19 protein-coding genes are annotated in these 18,784 nt (G+C 58.5%); 10 read left to right on the forward strand and 9 right to left on the reverse strand.

Translation table 11 applies throughout. The features are described 5' to 3' along the window. Positions 1 to 35 precede the first annotated feature (35 nt). The 5 genes from AC2FFH_RS06640 to AC2FFH_RS06660 all read left to right on the forward strand — a co-directional run bounded on the left by AC2FFH_RS06640 (position 36) and on the right by AC2FFH_RS06660 (position 4,337). Positions 36 to 674 (forward strand): lysoplasmalogenase family protein, encoded by a 639-nt coding sequence (locus AC2FFH_RS06640; protein WP_496766822.1) that lies wholly within the window; start codon positions 36 to 38, stop codon positions 672 to 674. Between the two features lie 58 nt (positions 675 to 732). Further along, positions 733 to 1,896 (forward strand): signal recognition particle-docking protein FtsY, encoded by a 1,164-nt coding sequence (ftsY, locus tag AC2FFH_RS06645; RefSeq protein WP_496766823.1) that lies wholly within the window; start codon positions 733 to 735, stop codon positions 1,894 to 1,896. Positions 1,897 to 1,983: 87 nt separating this feature from the next. Then, positions 1,984 to 2,886 (forward strand): DMT family transporter, encoded by a 903-nt coding sequence (locus AC2FFH_RS06650; RefSeq protein ID WP_282118758.1) that lies wholly within the window; start codon positions 1,984 to 1,986, stop codon positions 2,884 to 2,886. A 16-nt stretch (positions 2,887 to 2,902) separates the two neighbouring features. Next, positions 2,903 to 3,508 (forward strand): inner membrane-spanning protein YciB, encoded by a 606-nt coding sequence (locus AC2FFH_RS06655; RefSeq protein ID WP_058274883.1) that lies wholly within the window; start codon positions 2,903 to 2,905, stop codon positions 3,506 to 3,508. Positions 3,509 to 3,668: 160 nt separating this feature from the next. After that, positions 3,669 to 4,337, forward strand: coding sequence for a Crp/Fnr family transcriptional regulator (locus tag AC2FFH_RS06660; RefSeq protein ID WP_108858944.1), 669 nt, complete (start codon positions 3,669 to 3,671; stop codon positions 4,335 to 4,337). 220 nt (positions 4,338 to 4,557) lie between these two features. On the opposite strand, the gene AC2FFH_RS06665 is transcribed toward AC2FFH_RS06660, so the two are convergent. The 6 genes from AC2FFH_RS06665 to rpiA all read right to left on the reverse strand — a co-directional run bounded on the left by AC2FFH_RS06665 (position 4,558) and on the right by rpiA (position 10,955). Continuing rightward, entirely contained in the window at positions 4,558 to 5,994 is a 1,437-nt protein-coding gene (locus tag AC2FFH_RS06665) for a Do family serine endopeptidase (protein ID WP_261307915.1), read from the reverse strand. A gap of 185 nt (positions 5,995 to 6,179) precedes the next feature. Continuing rightward, entirely contained in the window at positions 6,180 to 6,374 is a 195-nt protein-coding gene (locus tag AC2FFH_RS06670; RefSeq protein WP_496766825.1) for a DUF2065 domain-containing protein, read from the reverse strand. Further along, on the reverse strand, positions 6,374 to 7,270 hold the full coding sequence (gene hflC / locus AC2FFH_RS06675; protein WP_282118761.1) for a protease modulator HflC: 897 nt from the start codon (positions 7,268 to 7,270) through the stop codon (positions 6,374 to 6,376). The genes AC2FFH_RS06670 and hflC overlap by 1 nt, the downstream gene beginning before the upstream one ends. After that, a complete protein-coding gene (hflK, locus tag AC2FFH_RS06680; RefSeq protein ID WP_108858948.1) occupies positions 7,270 to 8,415 on the reverse strand; it encodes an FtsH protease activity modulator HflK in 1,146 nt (381 codons plus the stop codon). The genes hflC and hflK overlap by 1 nt, the downstream gene beginning before the upstream one ends. 72 nt (positions 8,416 to 8,487) lie before the next feature. Next, positions 8,488 to 9,846 carry a glutathione-disulfide reductase gene (gene gor / locus AC2FFH_RS06685; RefSeq protein ID WP_496722148.1) on the reverse strand — a complete coding sequence of 453 codons (1,359 nt, stop codon included), beginning with the start codon at positions 9,844 to 9,846 and terminating at the stop codon, positions 8,488 to 8,490. A gap of 323 nt (positions 9,847 to 10,169) precedes the next feature. Continuing rightward, positions 10,170 to 10,955 carry a ribose-5-phosphate isomerase RpiA gene (gene rpiA / locus AC2FFH_RS06690; protein WP_496766826.1) on the reverse strand — a complete coding sequence of 262 codons (786 nt, stop codon included), beginning with the start codon at positions 10,953 to 10,955 and terminating at the stop codon, positions 10,170 to 10,172. A 167-nt stretch (positions 10,956 to 11,122) separates the two neighbouring features. Between rpiA and AC2FFH_RS06695 the strand changes: the two genes are divergently transcribed. From AC2FFH_RS06695 to AC2FFH_RS06710, 4 genes are read left to right on the forward strand one after another with little or no spacing between them, the layout of a single operon-like run. After that, positions 11,123 to 11,824: a glutathione S-transferase family protein gene (locus AC2FFH_RS06695; protein WP_496766827.1), complete on the forward strand. Its 702-nt coding sequence runs from the start codon at positions 11,123 to 11,125 to the stop codon at positions 11,822 to 11,824. Position 11,825: 1 nt separating this feature from the next. Beyond that, positions 11,826 to 13,199 carry an L-serine ammonia-lyase gene (locus tag AC2FFH_RS06700; RefSeq protein WP_496844051.1) on the forward strand — a complete coding sequence of 458 codons (1,374 nt, stop codon included), beginning with the start codon at positions 11,826 to 11,828 and terminating at the stop codon, positions 13,197 to 13,199. A 24-nt stretch (positions 13,200 to 13,223) separates the two neighbouring features. After that, entirely contained in the window at positions 13,224 to 13,634 is a 411-nt protein-coding gene (locus tag AC2FFH_RS06705; RefSeq protein WP_496844020.1) for a GFA family protein, read from the forward strand. A 39-nt stretch (positions 13,635 to 13,673) separates the two neighbouring features. Then, positions 13,674 to 14,588 (forward strand): DMT family transporter, encoded by a 915-nt coding sequence (locus AC2FFH_RS06710; RefSeq protein ID WP_496722141.1) that lies wholly within the window; start codon positions 13,674 to 13,676, stop codon positions 14,586 to 14,588. Here the strand turns inward: AC2FFH_RS06710 and AC2FFH_RS06715 are convergent. Continuing rightward, positions 14,533 to 15,240, reverse strand: a complete 708-nt coding sequence (locus tag AC2FFH_RS06715) for a thiamine diphosphokinase (RefSeq protein WP_496766830.1) — start codon at positions 15,238 to 15,240, stop codon at positions 14,533 to 14,535. The genes AC2FFH_RS06710 and AC2FFH_RS06715 overlap by 56 nt on opposite strands. Positions 15,241 to 15,361: 121 nt before the next feature. On the opposite strand from AC2FFH_RS06715, the gene AC2FFH_RS06720 reads away from it, so the two are divergent. Beyond that, the gene (locus AC2FFH_RS06720) at positions 15,362 to 16,993 is read left to right on the forward strand and encodes a hypothetical protein (RefSeq protein ID WP_496844022.1); all 1,632 of its coding nucleotides are present in this window, start codon (positions 15,362 to 15,364) and stop codon (positions 16,991 to 16,993) included. 73 nt (positions 16,994 to 17,066) lie between these two features. Here the strand turns inward: AC2FFH_RS06720 and AC2FFH_RS06725 are convergent, their stop codons facing one another. Together AC2FFH_RS06725 and AC2FFH_RS06730 are read right to left on the reverse strand one after the other, a co-directional pair. Next, positions 17,067 to 17,309 carry a DUF2842 domain-containing protein gene (locus tag AC2FFH_RS06725; protein WP_496722135.1) on the reverse strand — a complete coding sequence of 81 codons (243 nt, stop codon included), beginning with the start codon at positions 17,307 to 17,309 and terminating at the stop codon, positions 17,067 to 17,069. Next, entirely contained in the window at positions 17,309 to 18,601 is a 1,293-nt protein-coding gene (locus tag AC2FFH_RS06730; protein WP_496722134.1) for an adenylosuccinate synthase, read from the reverse strand. The genes AC2FFH_RS06725 and AC2FFH_RS06730 overlap by 1 nt, the downstream gene beginning before the upstream one ends. Positions 18,602 to 18,784: the final 183 nt, after the last annotated feature.

Below are 18,784 nucleotides of genomic sequence, written 5' to 3' on the forward strand. Positions count from 1 at the left end.
GATGCTGCCAAAAAAAGCCAAATGGGGGACATTTGATGACAACCGCTTTTTTCTGGATCGCTGCCGCGAGCGCGCTGGCCTATTTGCCGATGTCACCGCGCCCGGCCAGCCCCCTGCGATCCCTCTTCAAGACGGCCTCTGTCGCGCTACTGGCGCTGGTTGCTGTCTTAAGTGGCGCCCCCATGCTACTGACCCTTGCGCTAGTCCTGTGCGCCTTGGGCGACGCGCTGTTATCACGCGAGACGGACTCGACCTTCATGGCAGGGATCGGTGCATTTGCAGCAGGCCACCTGGCCTATATCGCTCTGTTCCTCAGCCACCCATCCAGCGACACCGCTCTGATCTTCGACAAGCCCGGCATCTTTTGGTCGCTGATCATCCTCGGGATCGTTGCTGCAACCCTGCTCGCCCCCCGCGCCGGTGACCTCAAGGTACCGGTTCTGGGCTATATCCCGATCATCCTTGGCATGGGCATTACGGTCCTCGCCTTGCCCGAGGCGGGCGCGTTACGCTGGGCCCTGCCCGCCGCACTGGCCTTCATCGCGTCGGACCTGATACTGGCGACTGAAAAGTTTCTGCTGCCTGACGGCCATCCGGCGCTACGCATCACGCCCTTTATGATCTGGATCCTATACTGGGGCGCGCAAGCGGGGCTGTTAATTGCGTTTTTGTGACCCTTTGCAACTGCCGCAAATCCGCATTAGGTGAGAGGAACACCTGCGGAGACTAAAAATGGCGTTTTTCTCAAAGCTCAAGGACAAGCTGTTCAAATCCTCGTCCCGCCTCGAACAGGGGCTGGATGCCATCGTCGAAGACGGTGGCGAGGAAACGACCGCCCCCGATCCAGTTATCCCCGAGCCTGAGCCGCAGCCGGAACCGGTTCCCGAAGTTCCACAGCCGGTGCCAGAGACACCTGAACCCGCCCCTGTGCCACAGCCGGTCGAAACACCTGAACCCGCACCGGTCGACCCAACCCCTGCTCCGCCCCCGCCCGAGGCCGCGCCATCCAAAGGGGTGTTGGGACGCCTGTTTGGCCGGAACGAAGCCAAGGCCGTCATCCGTCGTACGTTGGACGACGATATGCTTGAGCAGCTAGAGGAACTGCTGATCGCCTCGGATATGGGCGTCGACACCGCTTTGCGGGTCACATCCAACATGGCCGAGGGGCGATTGGGCCGGAAACTCTCCACGCAAGAGATCAAGCAATTGCTCGCCCAGGAAGTCGCCCGTGTGATGGAACCGGTTGCCAAGCCTCTGCCCATCTACCCCGAGCGCCCGCAGGTCGTGCTGGTCGTTGGCGTCAACGGGTCCGGCAAAACCACGACCATCGGCAAGCTGGCCAGCCAGTTCAAAGCCGCCGGCAAGAAGGTCGTCATCGCCGCCGGGGACACCTTCCGCGCCGCCGCCGTCGAACAGCTCCAGGTCTGGGGCGACCGCGCCGGCGTGCCGGTGCTGACCGCACCCGAAGGGTCTGACCCGGCCTCATTGGCTTTCGACGCTCTGACCCGCGCGCAGCAAGACGGCGCAGACCTGCTGATGATCGACACGGCCGGTCGCCTGCAAAACCGGGCGGACCTGATGGAGGAACTGGCCAAGATCGTCCGCGTAATCCGCAAAATCGACGAGACCGCCCCGCACAACACGCTGCTGGTGCTGGATGCCACCACGGGCCAGAACGCGCTGAGCCAGGTCCGGACATTCCGCGACCTCGCTGACGTGTCAGGGCTGGTGATGACCAAACTCGACGGCACCGCCAAAGGTGGCGTATTGGTTGCACTGGCTGACAAGTTCGGCCTGCCAATCCATGCCATCGGCGTCGGAGAACAGATCGACGACCTCGCCCCCTTCGACCCCGAAGAGTTCGCCGCCGCCCTCACTGGCCTGGACCAAACCTGATCCCCCCTCTATCTGGCCCCAAATATCCTCCTGGGGTCTGGGGGTGGAAAACCCCCCGACCTCTCCTCCCAGCGAAAAGACTGACATTTGAGCGACTGGCTGATTTCTCTCGAAGGCACAGAAGCGGGCCATCAGCTGGCTCTTGGCCTCGCTCTGATGGCCGCCTTCCTGCATGCTGTATTTGGCGCGCTGCAGAAGGGCCGCCACGATCCCTGGCTGTCCCGTGGAGCAATCGACGCCTGCTATTGCCTGATGGCCGCCCCTTTTGCCTTTTTCGTGGTGCCGTGGCCTGAACCCTACATGTGGTCCATCTTCGCCGTGGTCTGGGTGATCCACATCGCCTACAAGGTCCTTCAGGCCATGGCCTATACAAAGGGTTCATACACTGTCGTCTACCCTGTCGTACGCGGCACTGGCCCCCTATTCACGGTCATCGGCGCCTATCTGCTCTTTGGCGAGACCTTTACCGGGATTCAATGGTTTGGCGTTTTGGTCCTGCTGGCCGGTATATTCGGCCTGGCCGCCTATAATTTGCGTTTTCTGGAAACCAACCGGGAAACGTTGGGCATAGCGCTGGTACTGGCCATCGCAACTGGCCTGTTCGTCGCGCTCTACACCACTTATGACGCCTATGGCATCCGGGCCACCGCCGACCCGTTCACCTTTCTGGCGTGGTTTTTTATGATCGACGGGTTTGCGATGCCGATTTACGCATTCCTCAGATGGCGCGCCATGATCAACCGCCCTGCCGTTGGCCCATTGATGTTGCGGGGCTTGGCCGGAGGCATCATCGCCCCTATGTCCTTCGGAGCAATCATGCTGGCCACCCGTCTGGACAAGGTCGGCGAAGCCGCCGTTCTGCGAGAAACCTCGACAGTCTTCGCGGCGCTTATCGGGTGGCTGGTGTTAAAAGAAACTGTGGGGCCAAGACGGGTCGCGCTGATGGCATTGATTGCATTGGGCGCCGTAATAGTTGAAATGGGTGGGTAAAAATCAGGAAACAGACATGCCAGGCAAAAAAGAAATCAATCCATTTCTGAAACAAGCGTTAGAGCTTGGGCCGCCACTGGCCTTTTTCTTCATCTACCTACGTCTGCGTGACGACAGTTTCCTGATCGGAGGCATTGAATATTCAGGCTTTATCATTGCGACGATCATCTTCGTCCCGCTGATGCTGGCCGCCATGGGCATCCTCTGGGTCCTGACCGGCAAACTGAGCCGGATGCAGATATTCACCGCCTTCATGGTCATCTTCTTTGGCGGCCTGACCGCTTGGTTCAATGATGAGCGGTTCTTCAAGATGAAAACCACGCTGGTTTACGGTTTTTTCTCGGTCATCCTTGGAATTGGCCTTCTGCAAGGGAAATCTTACCTGGCCTATGTCCTCGAAGATATGCTGCCGATGCGCCATGAGGGCTGGATGATCCTGACCCGCCGGTTGTGCGGCTGCTTTGCGGTTCTGGCCGTTGCCAATGAATTTGTCTGGCGAACAATGTCGACGGACCTGTGGGTCAAAATTGAAACTTTCGCCTTTCCGATCGCGCTGATGGCGTTTCTGATGCTTCAGTTCAGTCTGTTGCAACGCTACATGGATGACCCCGACCACCAATAGGCGAACACTTATAATCGGCGCGCAGCTTAAGCGTTTGCTTTCATATTGAGCCATCGCACAGCGCGCAATCAGACAAACCAATAAAAACCTTGGAATAATAGCCCGGCTGTGGAACATTGGGGCACCACTCAACACCAGCAGCCGGAGACCCCTCAACCACATGAAGGCACTCCCAAACAGCGGATTCCTGTCCGAGGCATCAGACCGACTCAGGGCTATGCTTTCGGCACTCGCGACCGAGATTTCCTTGGATCAAGGCCAGGTGCTGTTTGAGCAGGGGGACGAAGGCGATGCGCTCTATGTGATTTCTGAGGGCACGCTTGAGGTTTCATTCCTTGCGATGAGCGGGCGCAAGCTGTCTTTGACCCTTATGAAGCCGGGCGAAGTGTTTGGCGAAATTGCGTTGTTCGACAGCGGGCCGCGGACCGCCACGATAGCAGCGGCCGAGCCATCTAGCGTGCTGCGCGTGCGCCGCAGAGACGTGATGGACCAGATCCGCCAGCATCCTGACCTTGCCGTCGACATGATCCGTCTGGCGGGCCTGCGCATGCGCTGGATGGGGTCACAGCTGAACGAACAGGTATTCCTGCCGATGCCCATTCGTCTGGCGCGCAAATTGCTGCATCTGTCTGCCCTTCAGGACGACCCCGCCATGCGGATCACCTTGTCCCAAAGCGAATTGGCCGAGTTCGTCGGTGCCACGCGCGAGGCTGTATCCAAGACGATTTCCACCTGGAAACGCGACAATGTTGTCGAGGCATCCCGCGGCGGGTTGATGATCCAGGACTTCAACGCCCTGAAAGAACTCGCCGAATCCGACTTAATCTGACCTTGTGACCTCCTTCACATACGATGTGTGCCGAAATGGCTATCGTCGTAGCTGTTACCGTAGGGGGCCAGAGAATCATCCCCGATATCTGTCCACTGGCCTCTCCCTGTACCAGAGCCATGCGCCTCCCCGGCGTGTGGCTCACTTACTTTCAGCGCAACGTAGAACGGAAAAGGCCGAGGCATTGCCCCGGCCTTGTCATCACGTTTGATGTGGTGCGTTACTCGCCCAAGCTCAGCGCCACAAAGCGGGGGTCGCCACCGCGTCGTACAAGCAACAACAGCGATTTACGCCCGGCCTCACGCGCTTCTTCCATGCGTGCTTCCAGGTCTTCAATCGACGTCACCTTTTGCTGTCCAGCCTCGGTGATCAGATCGCCGGCGCGCAACCCTTTGGAGAACGCCTCAGAGGCTTCATCCACTTCGGTCACAACCAGCCCATCGGCGTCTTCTTCCAGACCAAGATCCGTGCGTAGCGTGTCCGTCAGCGGCGAAATAGTCAGACCAAGAATGTCAGCATTCTCTTCCGTTGGAGCCTCAGACGTTTCCTCGTCGCCCTGATCAGCCCGTTCGGCATCCTCACGACGCCCCAGAGTAACCAGGACGGTCTGTGTTCCGCCATCGCGATGCACGACAACACGCACGGCTTTGCCCACGGTTGTCTCGCCGACCTGACGCACAAGGCCGCGTGTATCTTCGACCTCGACCCCATCAAAACTGAGGATCACGTCACCAGCCAGCAGACCAGCATCTTTCGCCGGCCCATCCGGAACATCGCTGATCAGCGCACCGCCCGGCTTGGCCAACCCCATTGCCTCGGCCATGTCCTCGGTCACATCCTGAATGCGAACGCCCAGCCAACCGCGGCGGGTTTCGCCGAATTCGCGCAGTTGGTCGACCACCTTGACCACAACGTTGGACGCCATCGAAAAGCCGATCCCGATCGAGCCGCCGTTGGGCGACAAAATCGCTGTATTCACACCAATCACTTCGCCATTCATGTTGAACAGCGGACCGCCCGAGTTGCCTCGGTTGATGGCCGCGTCGGTCTGGATGTAGTCGTCATACGAGCCGCTCAGCGCCCTGTTGCGGGCCGAAACGATCCCGGCCGAAACCGAGAAGCCCTGCCCCAACGGGTTGCCCATGGCAATAACCCAATCACCGACCCGGGCGACGTCACTGTCGCCAAACTGCACGTATTGCAGCGGGCCCGGGGCCTCGACCTTCAGCAGCGCAATATCGGTTTTCTCGTCTGTGCCGATCACCTTGGCGGGTAGTTCTTCTGGCGGCTGCCCATCACCGGGGAAGAACTCCACCAGGATTTCATCGGCTTCGGCGATCACGTGATTGTTGGTGACGATGTAGCCGTCCTCGGAAATCACGAACCCCGAACCCAGCGCGTTGCTGCGGCGTGGGCGATTTTCATCATCACCGTTCCGGTCCTGAAAATCGCGGAAGAAATCCTCGAACGGCGATCCTTCGGGCACAATGCCCTGCGGGCCGGTCTGGCCTTCGATCAACGTCGAGGTGGTAATGTTGACCACGGCCGGGCTGATCTTTTCTGCCAGCGGCGCCAGGCTTTCGCTCCGCGCCTGTGCTGCGACGGATTGGGCCAAAACAAGAATCATCCCCGCAATGGCCAGCCACATCAGCCGCATGAAACCAACACCCTCGTCCTGCCGGACTGAAATACTGCGTGCTTGTGCCTGCACTTGGGAACTCCTTGTCAACAAGTCTTGAAATACTGCCCTCGGGCAAATCTTCTCAGGAACCAATGTAGTCGGTTTGTCCTTGCCCGCAACTCGGGATCTCGGGGAAATCACCTGCAAGTGAGGTCACCGCATCAAAACCCGACCTGATAAGCCCCCCAAAGCAGGATAAACCCACTGACCAAGCTCAGCAAACCGGCCAGCCGCCGCGCCTGCTCGGGCAGTGACCGCAATGCCTCTAACATGCGCTCAATAAGCGAAGGGGCCAGCGCATAGGCCAGCCCCTCTACAATCAATACCAGCCCGAAAGCCAGAAGGATCAGCCCCATTATTCGGAGGCCGCAGCAGCCGGAGCTTGCCGTCCGGTTGGCGAACCGAGGTAGTTGAAGAACTCGGAATCCGGGCTCAGAACCAACGAGCTATTGCCGCCCTGCAACGCATTCTCATACGCGGTCAGCGAACGGTAGAATTCAAAGAACTCCGGGTCCGCGCCATAGGCTTCCGCAAAGATCGCGTTACGTTCGGCGTCCGCTACACCACGGGTGATCTCGGCCTCACGACGTGCATCTGAAACTAGTTCGACCACCGTCCGGTCAGCTTGCGCACGCACACGCTGCGCCGCCTCGTTACCACGGGCACGTTCGTCTGTTGCTTCACGCTCCCGCTCGGCCTTCATGCGATCGAAGGTCGCCTCAAGGTTGGCCTGTGGCAAGTCGGTCGCCTTCAATCGCACGTCGATTACAGTCACGCCCAGCGCCTGAGCTTCGGCAATCGCGCTGTTTCGGATGCGCAGCATCAGTGCCGCACGGTCCGAGCTCAGGATGTCACGGGACGAAACCGAGCCCAGAACTTCGCGGGTTTCGGCCCGCAAAATACGATCCAGACGATCCTCGGCAACCGGGATACCACCGACACCAACGGCCTGACGGAACTGGTTCAGATCTGAAATCCGGTAACGTGCGAATGCATCGACAACCAGACGCCGATCGTCCAGAGGGGTCACCTCAAGGGGCTGTACGTCAATAGACAGGATACGGTCGTCATAGCGGACAACTTCTTGAATCACCGGGATTTTGAACGCCAAACCGGGGTCTTCCTTGACCGCGACGACACGACCAAATTGCAGGACCAGCGCGCGTTCACGTTCATCCACGATGAAGATCGAAGACAGGCCAACGACGCCAAGGATCACGACAAGAATGAGGATAATGGGTGATTTACGCATCAGTTGCTCTCCCCGGCTGGGCTACGACGCAGCTCGTTCAGCGGCAGATAGGGCACAACACCCTGCCCTTGCCCGGATGAGTTCTGGTCCAGAATGATTTTGTCAACGTCACCCAGAATCTGCTCCATACGCTCCAGATACAGACGCTTACGCGTCACATCGGGTGCTTTGGAGTATTCTTCCAGAACTGCGCTAAAGCGGCTGGCTTCACCCCGCGCACTGTTGATCTGTTGGGCACGATATCCTTCTGCCTCTTCCAGAACCTGCGCAGCTTCGCCGCGCGCTTCTGCCAACACCTTGTTCGCATAGGCATCGGCTACGTTCTGCAACCGGTCCCGTTCCTGCGCAGCAGCTTGAACGTCGCGGAAGGCGGCGATCACATCCTGAGGCGGGTCGGCTTTGTCAAAGTTCACGCGGACAATGTTGATCCCTGAATCATAGCTGTCCATTGTGGACTGGATCAGTTCCTGCAAGCGATCCGCGATAACACCACGATCCCGGTTCAGGATCGGTGCAAGCTCGCTTTGAGCGATAATCTCGCGCATCGCTGATTCCGACACCGCACGGATCGTTTGGCGCGGATCACGCAAGTTGAACAGGAACTTCGCAGGGTCGTTGATGTTCCAGACGACTTGATAGTCGATATCGACCACGTTTTCGTCGCCGGTCAGCATCAAGCCATCATCGCTGCCGCGCGCGCCGCCCATATCTTCGTTCTGTTCGCGGGTGACCGGGATGACCTCGGCGGTAACGAAAGGCCACGGCGCAAAGTTCAGACCCGGATTTCCGACGGCCGAGAATTCGCCGAGGAACAACTCAACCGACTGTTCTTCAGGCTTGACTGTGTAAAAACTGGCCGCCCCCCACAATACCGCCGCGACGACGACACCAATAAGAACCGTACCTTTTGTGAAGATAGGGCCACCGCCGCCAGAGCCCTGACCGTTGCCACCGCGGCCTGAACCACCGCGGCCGCCCATCAGGACGCGCAGCTGTTCCTGGCCTTTCTTCATCAATTCATCAATCTCGGGGATCTGCGGACCATCGCCTTCGGGGGGCTTGCGCCCATCACCGTTATCACCCCGATTTCCTCCGCCGCCCGAAGAGCCTCCGCCCCCCCAGGGGCCGCCGCTATTGCCCGCCATATGTATCTATTCCCTTGTGTTGGACCGTGTGATCACGGGTTCCCTTGTAACTTGTGTGCGCGCGGTTGCAAATCAAGCAGTGCGCACAGGTTGCCGCATTGTTACCAATTCCTCTGCCATCACCGGATGAACGGCAACCGTGCGGTCGAAATCTTCCTTGGTTGCGCCCATTTTAACGGCGATGCCAGCCAGCTGGATCATCTCACCCGCGCCCGGCGCGACGATGTGGCAACCCAGAACCTTACGGGTCGCCTGGCTGACAATCAGCTTCATCAACACGCGCTGCGTTCCACCGGCAAAGGCCTTTTGCATCGGCTTGAACGATGTCGCGTAAACCTCAATCGGTTCCTGTGCCGCGCCTTCTTCTTCGCTTAAGCCCACAGTGCCGAATTCCGGTTGGGTGAAGATCGCGGTCGGGATCAGTTCATGATCCACCGGAGTCGGGTTGCCTTTGAAAACGGTCTCTACAAACGCCATGCCTTCACGGATCGCAACCGGCGTCAGATTTACGCGGTCGGTAACATCGCCAATGGCATAGATCGAGGGCACGCCTGTCTGGCTGTACTCATCGACTACAATCTCACCTTTGCGGCCACGTTCCACGCCCAGCGCCTCAAGGCCCAGGTTGTCTGCATTCGGCGCACGCCCTGTGGCGTACATGACCACGTCGAACTGATCCTCGGTGCCATCGGTGGCCTTAACGCGGATCTTGTCGCCTTCCTTGGTCATTTCCAGCACGTTGGTGCCCAGACGAACATCAATGCCGTTCTGGCGCATCTCTTCGCAGATCAGGCCACGTGCTTCTTCGTCGAAGCCACGCAGGATTTGCGCACCGCGATAGAACTGAGTGGTCTGGACTCCCAACCCGTTCATGATTCCGGCAAACTCGCTGGCAATGTAGCCGCCACCGACGATCAGAATGCTTTGGGGCAGTTTTTCAAGGTGAAAGATCTCGTTCGACGTAATCGCCAAGTCCGATCCCGGGAACTCGGGCACGACCGGACGACCACCTGTGGCGATCAGGATGTGCTTGGCTGTCTTGCGTGTCCCATCCGCCAATTCGACCGTATGTGGATCGACTACGGTTGCACGTTGATCAAAGCTTTCGACGCCGTTGTTTTTCAGGATATTGCGGTAGATGCCTTCAAGCCGGTCCAGTTCGGTCACCAGCTTGCCGTGAAAGGTATCCCAATTCAAAGCACCGGTCTGAATGTCCCAGCCATAGGCCTGCGCATCACCGACCATGCCCGAGAATTCACTGGCGAAGACCATCAGCTTCTTGGGCACACAGCCCCGGATGACACAGGTTCCGCCATAGCGATCCTCTTCGGCCAGCGCCACTTTGGCACCGTTTTCGCCAGCTGCCACACGCGCCGCACGGACCCCGCCTGAGCCTCCGCCGATAACGAACAGATCATAGTCAAAGCTCATTTGTCCTGCCTCTTTCAAATTTCCGCAAGCGCCCGCAGGCCTTGCATGAGGTGTACTCTATCTCGCGCTGCTGTCCAGAGTGATCGCCGGGACTCCAGCCTCTCCGAGTTCTCGAACTTGCGCAGGGAACCGCTGCAGCGTTGTGATCAAACGCCCAGATATGGTTGCATTTGTTTTATTCAACGGCAGCCTCTGCATCTTGGAGTAGTCACGCCAAGTGTCCAATAAAACGTGTCCCAAATCGTTCGTGGTTACGACTTCACTTAAGTCAATGCATCGCCCACAAATAACGAGTGACCTAGAGCGATCTGTGTCTGTTCCGCTTAATCCGCCAGATCCGAAAACAGGTTTTCACCACCATCGACCAAATGATCCAAGTCGATCACTCCATCGTTGATATCGCGCAGCTCGACCCGACCATCGCCGTGGCCGATCACAACTTTGTCACAGATGTCGATGAATAAACCATTTTCGACCACACCCGGCACCTGATTCAGCACCAGCGCCAGTTGCCTGGCATTTCCGATGCGCTGAAGGTGAAGGTCCAGAATGTGATTGCCCTCGTCCGTGACAAACGGTGCTTCGCCGTTCATACGCAACACCGCCGAAGTGCCAAGAACGTCCATCGTATCGAGCGCTTCTTGAATCAGAGTTCGCGTGGTCTGCCAGCCAAAAGGGATCACCTCAACCGGCAACGGGAATGCGCCCAGCGTTTCGACCTCTTTCCCGGCATCTGCAATAACGATCATCTGATCGCTGGCCGTGGCTACAATCTTTTCCTGCAGATGCGCGCCGCCTCCACCTTTGATCAGGTTCAGATCGCCGTCGAATTCATCCGCGCCGTCGATGGTCAGGTCCAGCCAACCCGCCTGATCCAGCGAGACAACCTCGATCCCCAACTCACGGGCCAGTTGCGCGGTACGGGTTGAGGTCGGAACAGCCTTGATCCGCAAACCTTCCTGTTGCACCCGCTCTCCCAGACGGCGGACCATCCAGGCGGCCGTTGATCCGGTGCCCAGCCCAACACGCATCCCGTCCTGAACTATATCGGCGGCCCGTCGCGCCGCGACAAATTTGGCTTTGTCTATGGGTGACAAATCTCCGGTCATTGTTGCATTCCCCCTTGGTATTGCGGAATTTATACGGAATGTCCGACGCAACTGCGAGCGCCAATTCGCCGATCCAACAGGCCAACTTGTCGCGAAACTACGCGTTTCCTATTGGAAACGTCGCAATCGAGACGTTCGACATCCCTGCTGGTGTATAGATACAGCCCATGAACGCGCCCTATAGATTGCACTTTGCCCCCGACAATGCCTCTCTGGTGATCAGACTGGTGCTGGAAGAGATGGGCCTGCCTTATGAGACGGCTTTGGTGGATCGTCGGCAAAACGCACAGGATGGCGCGGCTTACAGAGGGTTGAATCCGAACGGCCTGATCCCGGTTCTTGAAACGCCACAAGGTCCGATCTTTGAAACAGCCGCCATCCTTTTGTGGCTGGCAGATACGCATGCGCAACTGGCTCCCGCCCCTGACAACCCGGATCGGGCTGCGTTCCTGAAATGGCTCTTTTTCGCATCGAACACTTTACATGCCGATCTGCGCATCCTGTTCTATGCCGAAAAATACATCGACACGGCACAGGCCGAAACCTTGCGCAACGGTATCCGCCCGCGCCTGCGCCAACATCTTCGGGTTCTGGATGACGTGGCAAAAACTGCGCCCAACTGGTTGAACGCGGATCAGCCCTCGGTTCTTACATACTACCTTGCCTGCCAGATGCGGTGGATGGCCCTTTACCCGGAGCGCGCTGATCGCAGTTGGTATCAACTGGCGGATACGCCTTACCTGCAATCCATTCTGATGCGCCTGGAAAGCCGTCCCGCAACCCGGGCTGCCATCGCGGCCGAGGGGTTGGGGGTTACCCCCTTCACCAGTCCATCTTATGCTCACCCTCCAGAAGGCTCTGCTACCTGATATGTTCTTGTCTGTTTTTGATATGTTCAAAGTGGGCATCGGCCCGTCCTCGTCACACACAATGGGGCCGATGGTTGCCGCCGCTCGGTTTCTGGACCTGATGCGCGCCTCACCGTTTGAATTCGCCGGTCTTCGCGGATCGCTGCACGGATCGCTGGCCTTTACCGGTGTGGGCCACGCGACCGACCGGGCTACGATCCTTGGGCTGGCCGGGTTTGTTCCCGACACCTATGACAACGACAAGGCCGAGGCCGCGCTGGCTGCTATTGCTGAAACGCACTCAGTCACGCCCGCGGGGTTGCCGACCCTGCGATTCGATCCAAAGGCCGATCTGATCTTTGACTACGACCACAACCTGCCCGGCCATGCTAATGGGATGATCCTGATGGCCACCGATGCGCAAGGCGACGTGATCCTGCGGCAGGTCTATTATTCCGTAGGCGGCGGTTTTGTCCTGACCGAGGAAGAACTGGCCGAAGGCAAAGCCACCAATGACGGCCCTGCCGTGCCTTTCCCGTTCCACTCGGCGGCCGAAATGCTGGAGATGGCAAACGCCAGCGGCAAAAGCATCGCCCAGATGAAGCGCGAAAACGAAATCGCGCGTGGCTGTGCGGACAGTTTCGCCAAAGGCACCGCCCGGCTTTGGGAAGTCATGAACAACTGTATCGAACGTGGACTGAAGACGGATGGCATTCTGCCCGGCGGCCTGAAAGTGCGCCGCCGCGCCAAGGGCATCCACGACGCGTTGTTGGCTGAACGGGGTATGAACTTGAACGCGCCGCACACCATCAACGACTGGATGAGCGTCTATGCGATGGCGATAAACGAGGAAAACGCGGCTGGCGGGCAAGTTGTCACTGCGCCCACAAACGGGGCAGCTGGTACGATGCCTGCCGTACTGCGCTATTACCTCGATCACGTTCCGGGTGCCTCGGAAAGCCATATCGAGGACTTCCTCCTTACGGCAGCGGCCATTGGCGGGTTGGTCAAATACAACGCCTCGATCTCGGGTGCAGAAGCCGGTTGTCAGGCCGAAGTTGGCAGCGCCTCGGCAATGGCTGCAGCGGGCCTCTGCGCCGTGATGGGTGGTACGCCCGAGCAGGTCGAAAACGCCGCCGAAATTGCATTGGAGCATCATCTGGGCATGACCTGCGACCCGGTCGCTGGTCTGGTGCAAGTTCCTTGCATCGAACGCAACGGGTTGGCGGCCATCAAAGCCGTCTCGGCTGCTTCACTTGCGCTACGTGGCGATGGGAAACACTTCGTGCCGCTGGATTCGGTGATCGAAACCATGCGTCAGACCGGGCATGATATGCATGAGAAGTACAAGGAAACGTCTCTGGGCGGTTTGGCTGTGAACGTGCCAAACTGCTGACAGTGACAGCAATGGAGGTCAACGATGCAAGGACATTGCCTGTGCGGCACCGTTCGGTACGAGATTGATCCTCCGGTCCTGTCTTGCGTGAGCTGCCATTGCGATAGTTGCCGCAGGCAATGCGCCGCGCCAATGACGACCTATTTTGGCGTGCGCGACGGGCAATGGCGCTGGACTGGTGAGCCGCCGAAAACCTTTAATTCTTCGCCCGGTGTCGAGCGCAGCTTTTGTCCCAATTGCGGCACGCCGATCTCGTTTCGATCGCAAGCCATGTCGGACGTGCTGCATTTGTATGTCGCCACGTTAGAGGATCCCAACCAATTGCAGCCCACACTGCACGTGGCCCATGAAGAACGGTTGGATTGGCTGAAACTGGACGACGACCTGCCCGTCTGCATCGGACCGGACTACACAAAGGTCCAGCCGATTTCATAGACGCTTTCACCCGGGCACCAAAACCCGTAGCGTCGCCGCATGACCCAGGATCGTCCCGTCTTTGGCATCTTCTTGATGCTGTGTTTTTGCGTGATTGCACCGATGGGCGATTCCATCGCCAAGCTGTTGGGTGGGACGACACCGGTCGGCGTTTTGGTGTTCATCCGCTTTGCCGTTCAGTCGTTGATCCTGATACCCTTGGTGGCCCTGACCGGTCGGCACTGGCGCATGCGCGGACATCTTGTCTGGCTGGCGCTTATCCGAACAGTTCTGCACATCATTGCTATCGCGGCAATGTTCAGCGCACTGCAGTACCTGCCGCTGGCGGACGCGGTCGCCATCGCCTTTGTCATGCCCTTCATCATGCTGTTGCTGGGCAAGTGCGTGCTGGGTGAAGAGGTTGGTATGCGCCGCCTGATCGCCTGCGGTGTCGGGTTCGCGGGCACTCTGCTGGTCATCCAGCCCAGCTTTGTTCAGGTTGGCGCCGCAGCTCTGTTGCCCTTGGTCGTTGCGGTGGCCTTTGCCCTTTTCATGCTGGTGACACGACAGATTGCCAAGGACACCGATCCGATTGCCTTGCAGGCTGTATCTGGAGTGATGGCGACGGTTCTGCTGCTGCCGGTACTGGCGCTGGGAACACTCGGCAATATTTGGGAGCTGTCCTTCATTGTTCCCGAGCGCGAAAGCCACCTGCTGCTGATCGGGGTCGGTGTCTTGGGCACAGTCGCGCATCTGTTCATGACTTGGTCGTTGCGCTACGCGCCGTCCGCCACGCTGGCCCCCATGCAATATCTTGAGATCCCAGTGGCCACGTTCTTTGGCTGGTTGATCTTCCATGACCTTCCGGACAGCATGGCCGCCGTCGGCATCGGCATCACCGTCGCCGCGGGCCTGTATGTCATTCTGCGCGAGCGGGCCAGCGCCCGGTCTGCCCCGACACAAACGCCTGCATAACCTGATCCAGCGCGTATCTTGGCACCATCACCAGCAATCCCGGCGCATCCACCGTCAGTTCAACATCCGCCAGCGCGCGGTTGGATGTGCCTACCTGCCCGCCTGGTTCCATCACCAGATCGTCGATTGCCCATTCAAGGCCTTTGCTGGCACCGGTTACCCGTTGGAACGGAAACAGTGAAACGACATCGCCGGGTGTGATACTAAGGGAAACCCGCGGCGGCGCGTGAAAGACGACTTCAGTCTCACCCAATAAGACGCAGGGGCGATCCTGCCTCTGGACCAATGTGTTAAGAACAGCAAGCTGATGATCCAGCCGCCCGCCCAGGAACCCGGCCCCCAACACGACAGGCGCTTCGATGCTGCGCAGAGCCTTGTCAAAATCCGTGCTGTTTTGTTCCCGTATAGGATACAACCGGTCCACCGGAATTTGGTCTTTGTGCCGGCTGTCCAGCGAATCGAAATCGCCAATCACGGCATCCGGAATGCGACCTGATTCTACCAAAGGGGCGGCCCCACCATCGGCCGCCACAACCGTCTTGGCGCGAATCAGCATCACATTTAGGTCGTCAGGGCCGATTTCCCCGCCTCCGACCAGTGCGATTGGCTCAAATGACCGCACAATTGGGCGATTTTTACTTAGATTGATCATTTTTCCCGGATTTGGACACATTGAGACCACAAAATGATAGGTTCATGCAGAGAGTTCAGAGCCAATGGGTGTGCCTGCATAAGGTGGTTGGCTCTCGTAGTTTGTAGAGGACGTGCGTCTGATGGTACAGAACAACAAGGTATTGACCGTTTCTTATGGAACCTTCTCCTGCACTTTGGAAGGATTCGACGATTCATTCGAAACGATGAAGGCAATCGCTGAATACTTCCGCGATCTTTCTGCCGATGATCGGTATTTTGGTTCTGAACCCCCGCAACCTGACGCAGAAATGCTGACCCGGATCGCACGGCGCGACGCCGCAAAACATGTAGAAGCCAGCCAGAGCGATTCCGGCCTGTTGCTGCGTGCAACCCAGCAGGCTGCAAAGCCAGCCCCTGCTGCGGTTCCAACCGCTGCGCAAGCAGACCCCCATGTGATGAGCCACAGTGCCCCCCCCCCTGCACAACGGGCCGACTCGTTTTTCGCTGACGCCGTGCCGGTCGAAAGCGCGCCTGCCCCGGCTGCGGACAGCATTGCCGCCAAACTGCAGCGCATCCGCGCCGTCGTTACGCATTCCGAAGAAAACTCGGTGATTTATACAGAAGACGAGGACGCAAGCCTGGGTAGTCAGCCAGCTGCACCGATGGATGCGATCGCCGCCGCGTTTGAGGCAGGCTCGCTCGACGCATCGGACCTTTCGGAAACGGACAAGCCCGACGCAGCTGTTGAACCGATGGCGCCGGCTTTTGAAGCAGAAGAAATCGCGGATACCCCCGCCGTGGCAGCGCCAGCGGCAGAGGCCGAAGCAACGGAAGAACCGGTAGAATCCGTGCAGCCATTCTCGATGCAGCAGGACGCAGATTATGAAGACGAGGAAGAGGCGCCTGCACCCTCGGCGCTGTTCACCGATCTTGAGGAAACGACCGAAACTGATGAGCCCGTCAATATCCTGAGCGAAGAGACCGAAGAGGATCTGATAGATGAAGTCGCAGAGACCCAAGAGGGTTATCTGACCGCCGAGGATGAGGCCAATGTTCTAAGCGAGATCTCGAAGGTTGAGGCCGCAATGGGTGGTCAATCACCGAACGAAACGGCCCTGGATCAGGATTTGTCCCGCCTGATGGACAAGGCGGACAGCCAGATGGATGACCCGGCGACCAGCACGCAGCGCGAAACATATTCACATCTGCGCACGGCAGTCGCTGCGACCGAAGCTGAGCGCGGGAACCAGCCGCGGGACGAAGACTCCGAAGAAAGCGGATATCGTGGCGATCTGACGTCGGTCGTAAGCCCGCGCCGCCCCGAGATTCAAGTCACCAGCATGCGCCCGCAATCCGACACTTCATCCCCCTTGAAGCTGGTTGCAGAACAGCGGGTTGACACAAATGAACAGGACGCCGGCCCCGTGACCCCCCGCCGCGTCACGTCCAAATCAGAAGACGAAGCCGACGATTCCAACGAAGAAGGTGGTTTTGCCCTTTTTGCACAGGAACAAGGTGCACAATCTCTGCCTGACCTGTTAGAGGCTGCCGCCGCTTACCTGTCGTTCATCGAAGGTCAGGAACAATTCTCGCGCCCGCAGCTGATGAATAAGATCCGCTCACTCAAGCAGGACGACTTCAACCGCGAAGAAAGCCTGCGCTCGTTCGGTCAATTGCTTCGGGACGGCAAGATCGAAAAAGCCGGTGGTGGTCGTTTTGCCGCCTCAACACAGATCGGGTTCCGCCCCGATGACGAGCGCGCTGCAGGCTGAACTTAAGAAAATCAAAAGAAACGGGGCCGATGCAATCATCGGCCCTTTTTTGTACGGGAAATGAATCGCCCTCTCAGTCTTGCGACTGATCCGGGTCTGCTTGCCCAACGCCTTTGAACACGAATTTGAAAGGCAAGGCCCACACGATGCCCAGACCGATATAGACTAGCAGCTCAAGCCAGAGCGGCGGGCGGTCTAGCCAATTCACAACCGTCACGACCGCCACAATATAAAGAGGCAACCCAACCAGCAGCAGCACTAGTGACCAGCGACGGCGCGCTTTATAGCTGAGGCCTCGTTTCTGTTCCTCTGCCATCAGTCTGCAAACGGGTCAGTCACCAAAATGGTGTCATCCCGCTCCGGGCTGGTGGACAAAAGGGCGACAGGGCAATCGATCAGCTCTTCGACCCGGCGCACGTATTTGATGGCATTGGCCGGCAGATCCGCCCAGCTGCGCGCCCCTTCGGTGGATTCGCTCCAACCCGGCATCTCTTCGTAAATCGGTTTGCAGCGCGCCTGTTGATCCGCGGCCGTCGGAAGGTAGTCCAGACGTTCGCCGTCCAGCTCATACCCAACGCAGATTTTCAGGGTCTCGAAACCGTCCAGAACATCCAGCTTGGTCAGCGAGATGCCGTTCACACCGCTGGTCGCACAGGTCTGGCGCACAAGGCAGGCGTCAAACCACCCACAACGGCGCTTACGGCCCGTGGTGGTCCCGAACTCGTGCCCGCGCTCACCAAGCCGCTGACCATCGTCGTCGTCCAACTCGGTTGGGAACGGGCCCTCACCCACGCGGGTTGTATAGGCTTTGACAATGCCCAGAACGAAGTCAATCGAACCGGGACCGATGCCGACGCCTGTTGATGCCTGACCGGCAATGACGTTGGACGAGGTTACAAACGGATATGTACCGAAGTCGATATCCAGCAGCGCCCCCTGTGCGCCCTCGAACAGGATGCGTTTGCCAGCCTTGCGCTTTTCGTTCAGCACTTTCCAAACCGGCGCGGCAAAGGGTAGGATTTTTGGCGCGATCTCTTTCAGCTGGGCAATCAGTGCATTTCGGTCAATTGGCTCCAGTCCAAGCCCGTTTCGCAGCGCATTGTGGTGAACCAGAGCGCGATCAACTCGCAATGCCAGCGTTGCATCGTCAGCCAGATCAGCCACACGGATCACGCGGCGACCAACCTTGTCTTCGTAACAAGGACCAATTCCGCGACCGGTCGTCCCGATTTTCGCAACCGAGTTTTGACTTTCACGTGCCCGATCCAGTTCCCCGTGGAAGGGCAGGATCAACGGTGTGTTTTCCGCAATCATCAGGTTTTCAGGGGTGATTTCAACGCCCTGCGCCTGGATGGTTCCGATCTCTTTGATTAGGTGCCATGGGTCCAGAACGACACCGTTGCCGATGACACTCAACTTGCCGCCACGCACAACACCCGACGGCAGCGCGTGCAGCTTGTATACTTCTCCGTCGATGACCAGCGTGTGCCCGGCGTTATGTCCGCCCTGAAAGCGTGCAATCACGTCTGCACGCTCGCTGAGCCAGTCGACGATCTTGCCTTTTCCTTCGTCACCCCACTGGGCGCCGACAACAACCACATTGGCCATATCCGGTCCTTTTGCGCTGAGTTATCAAACTCGGCTCGTATAACGGGGGGAAAGCGACAGGGAAACCGGTAATTCGACGCATGCAGAGATCGTGCTGCGCACGATGCCTCCGGCGGGGATATTTTTGGCCAGGTGAAGAAACGGATCCCCCGCTTCATCTGGCTGAAGATACCCCCGGGGGAA

The organism is Ruegeria sp. YTSC003 (assembly GCF_059609785.1).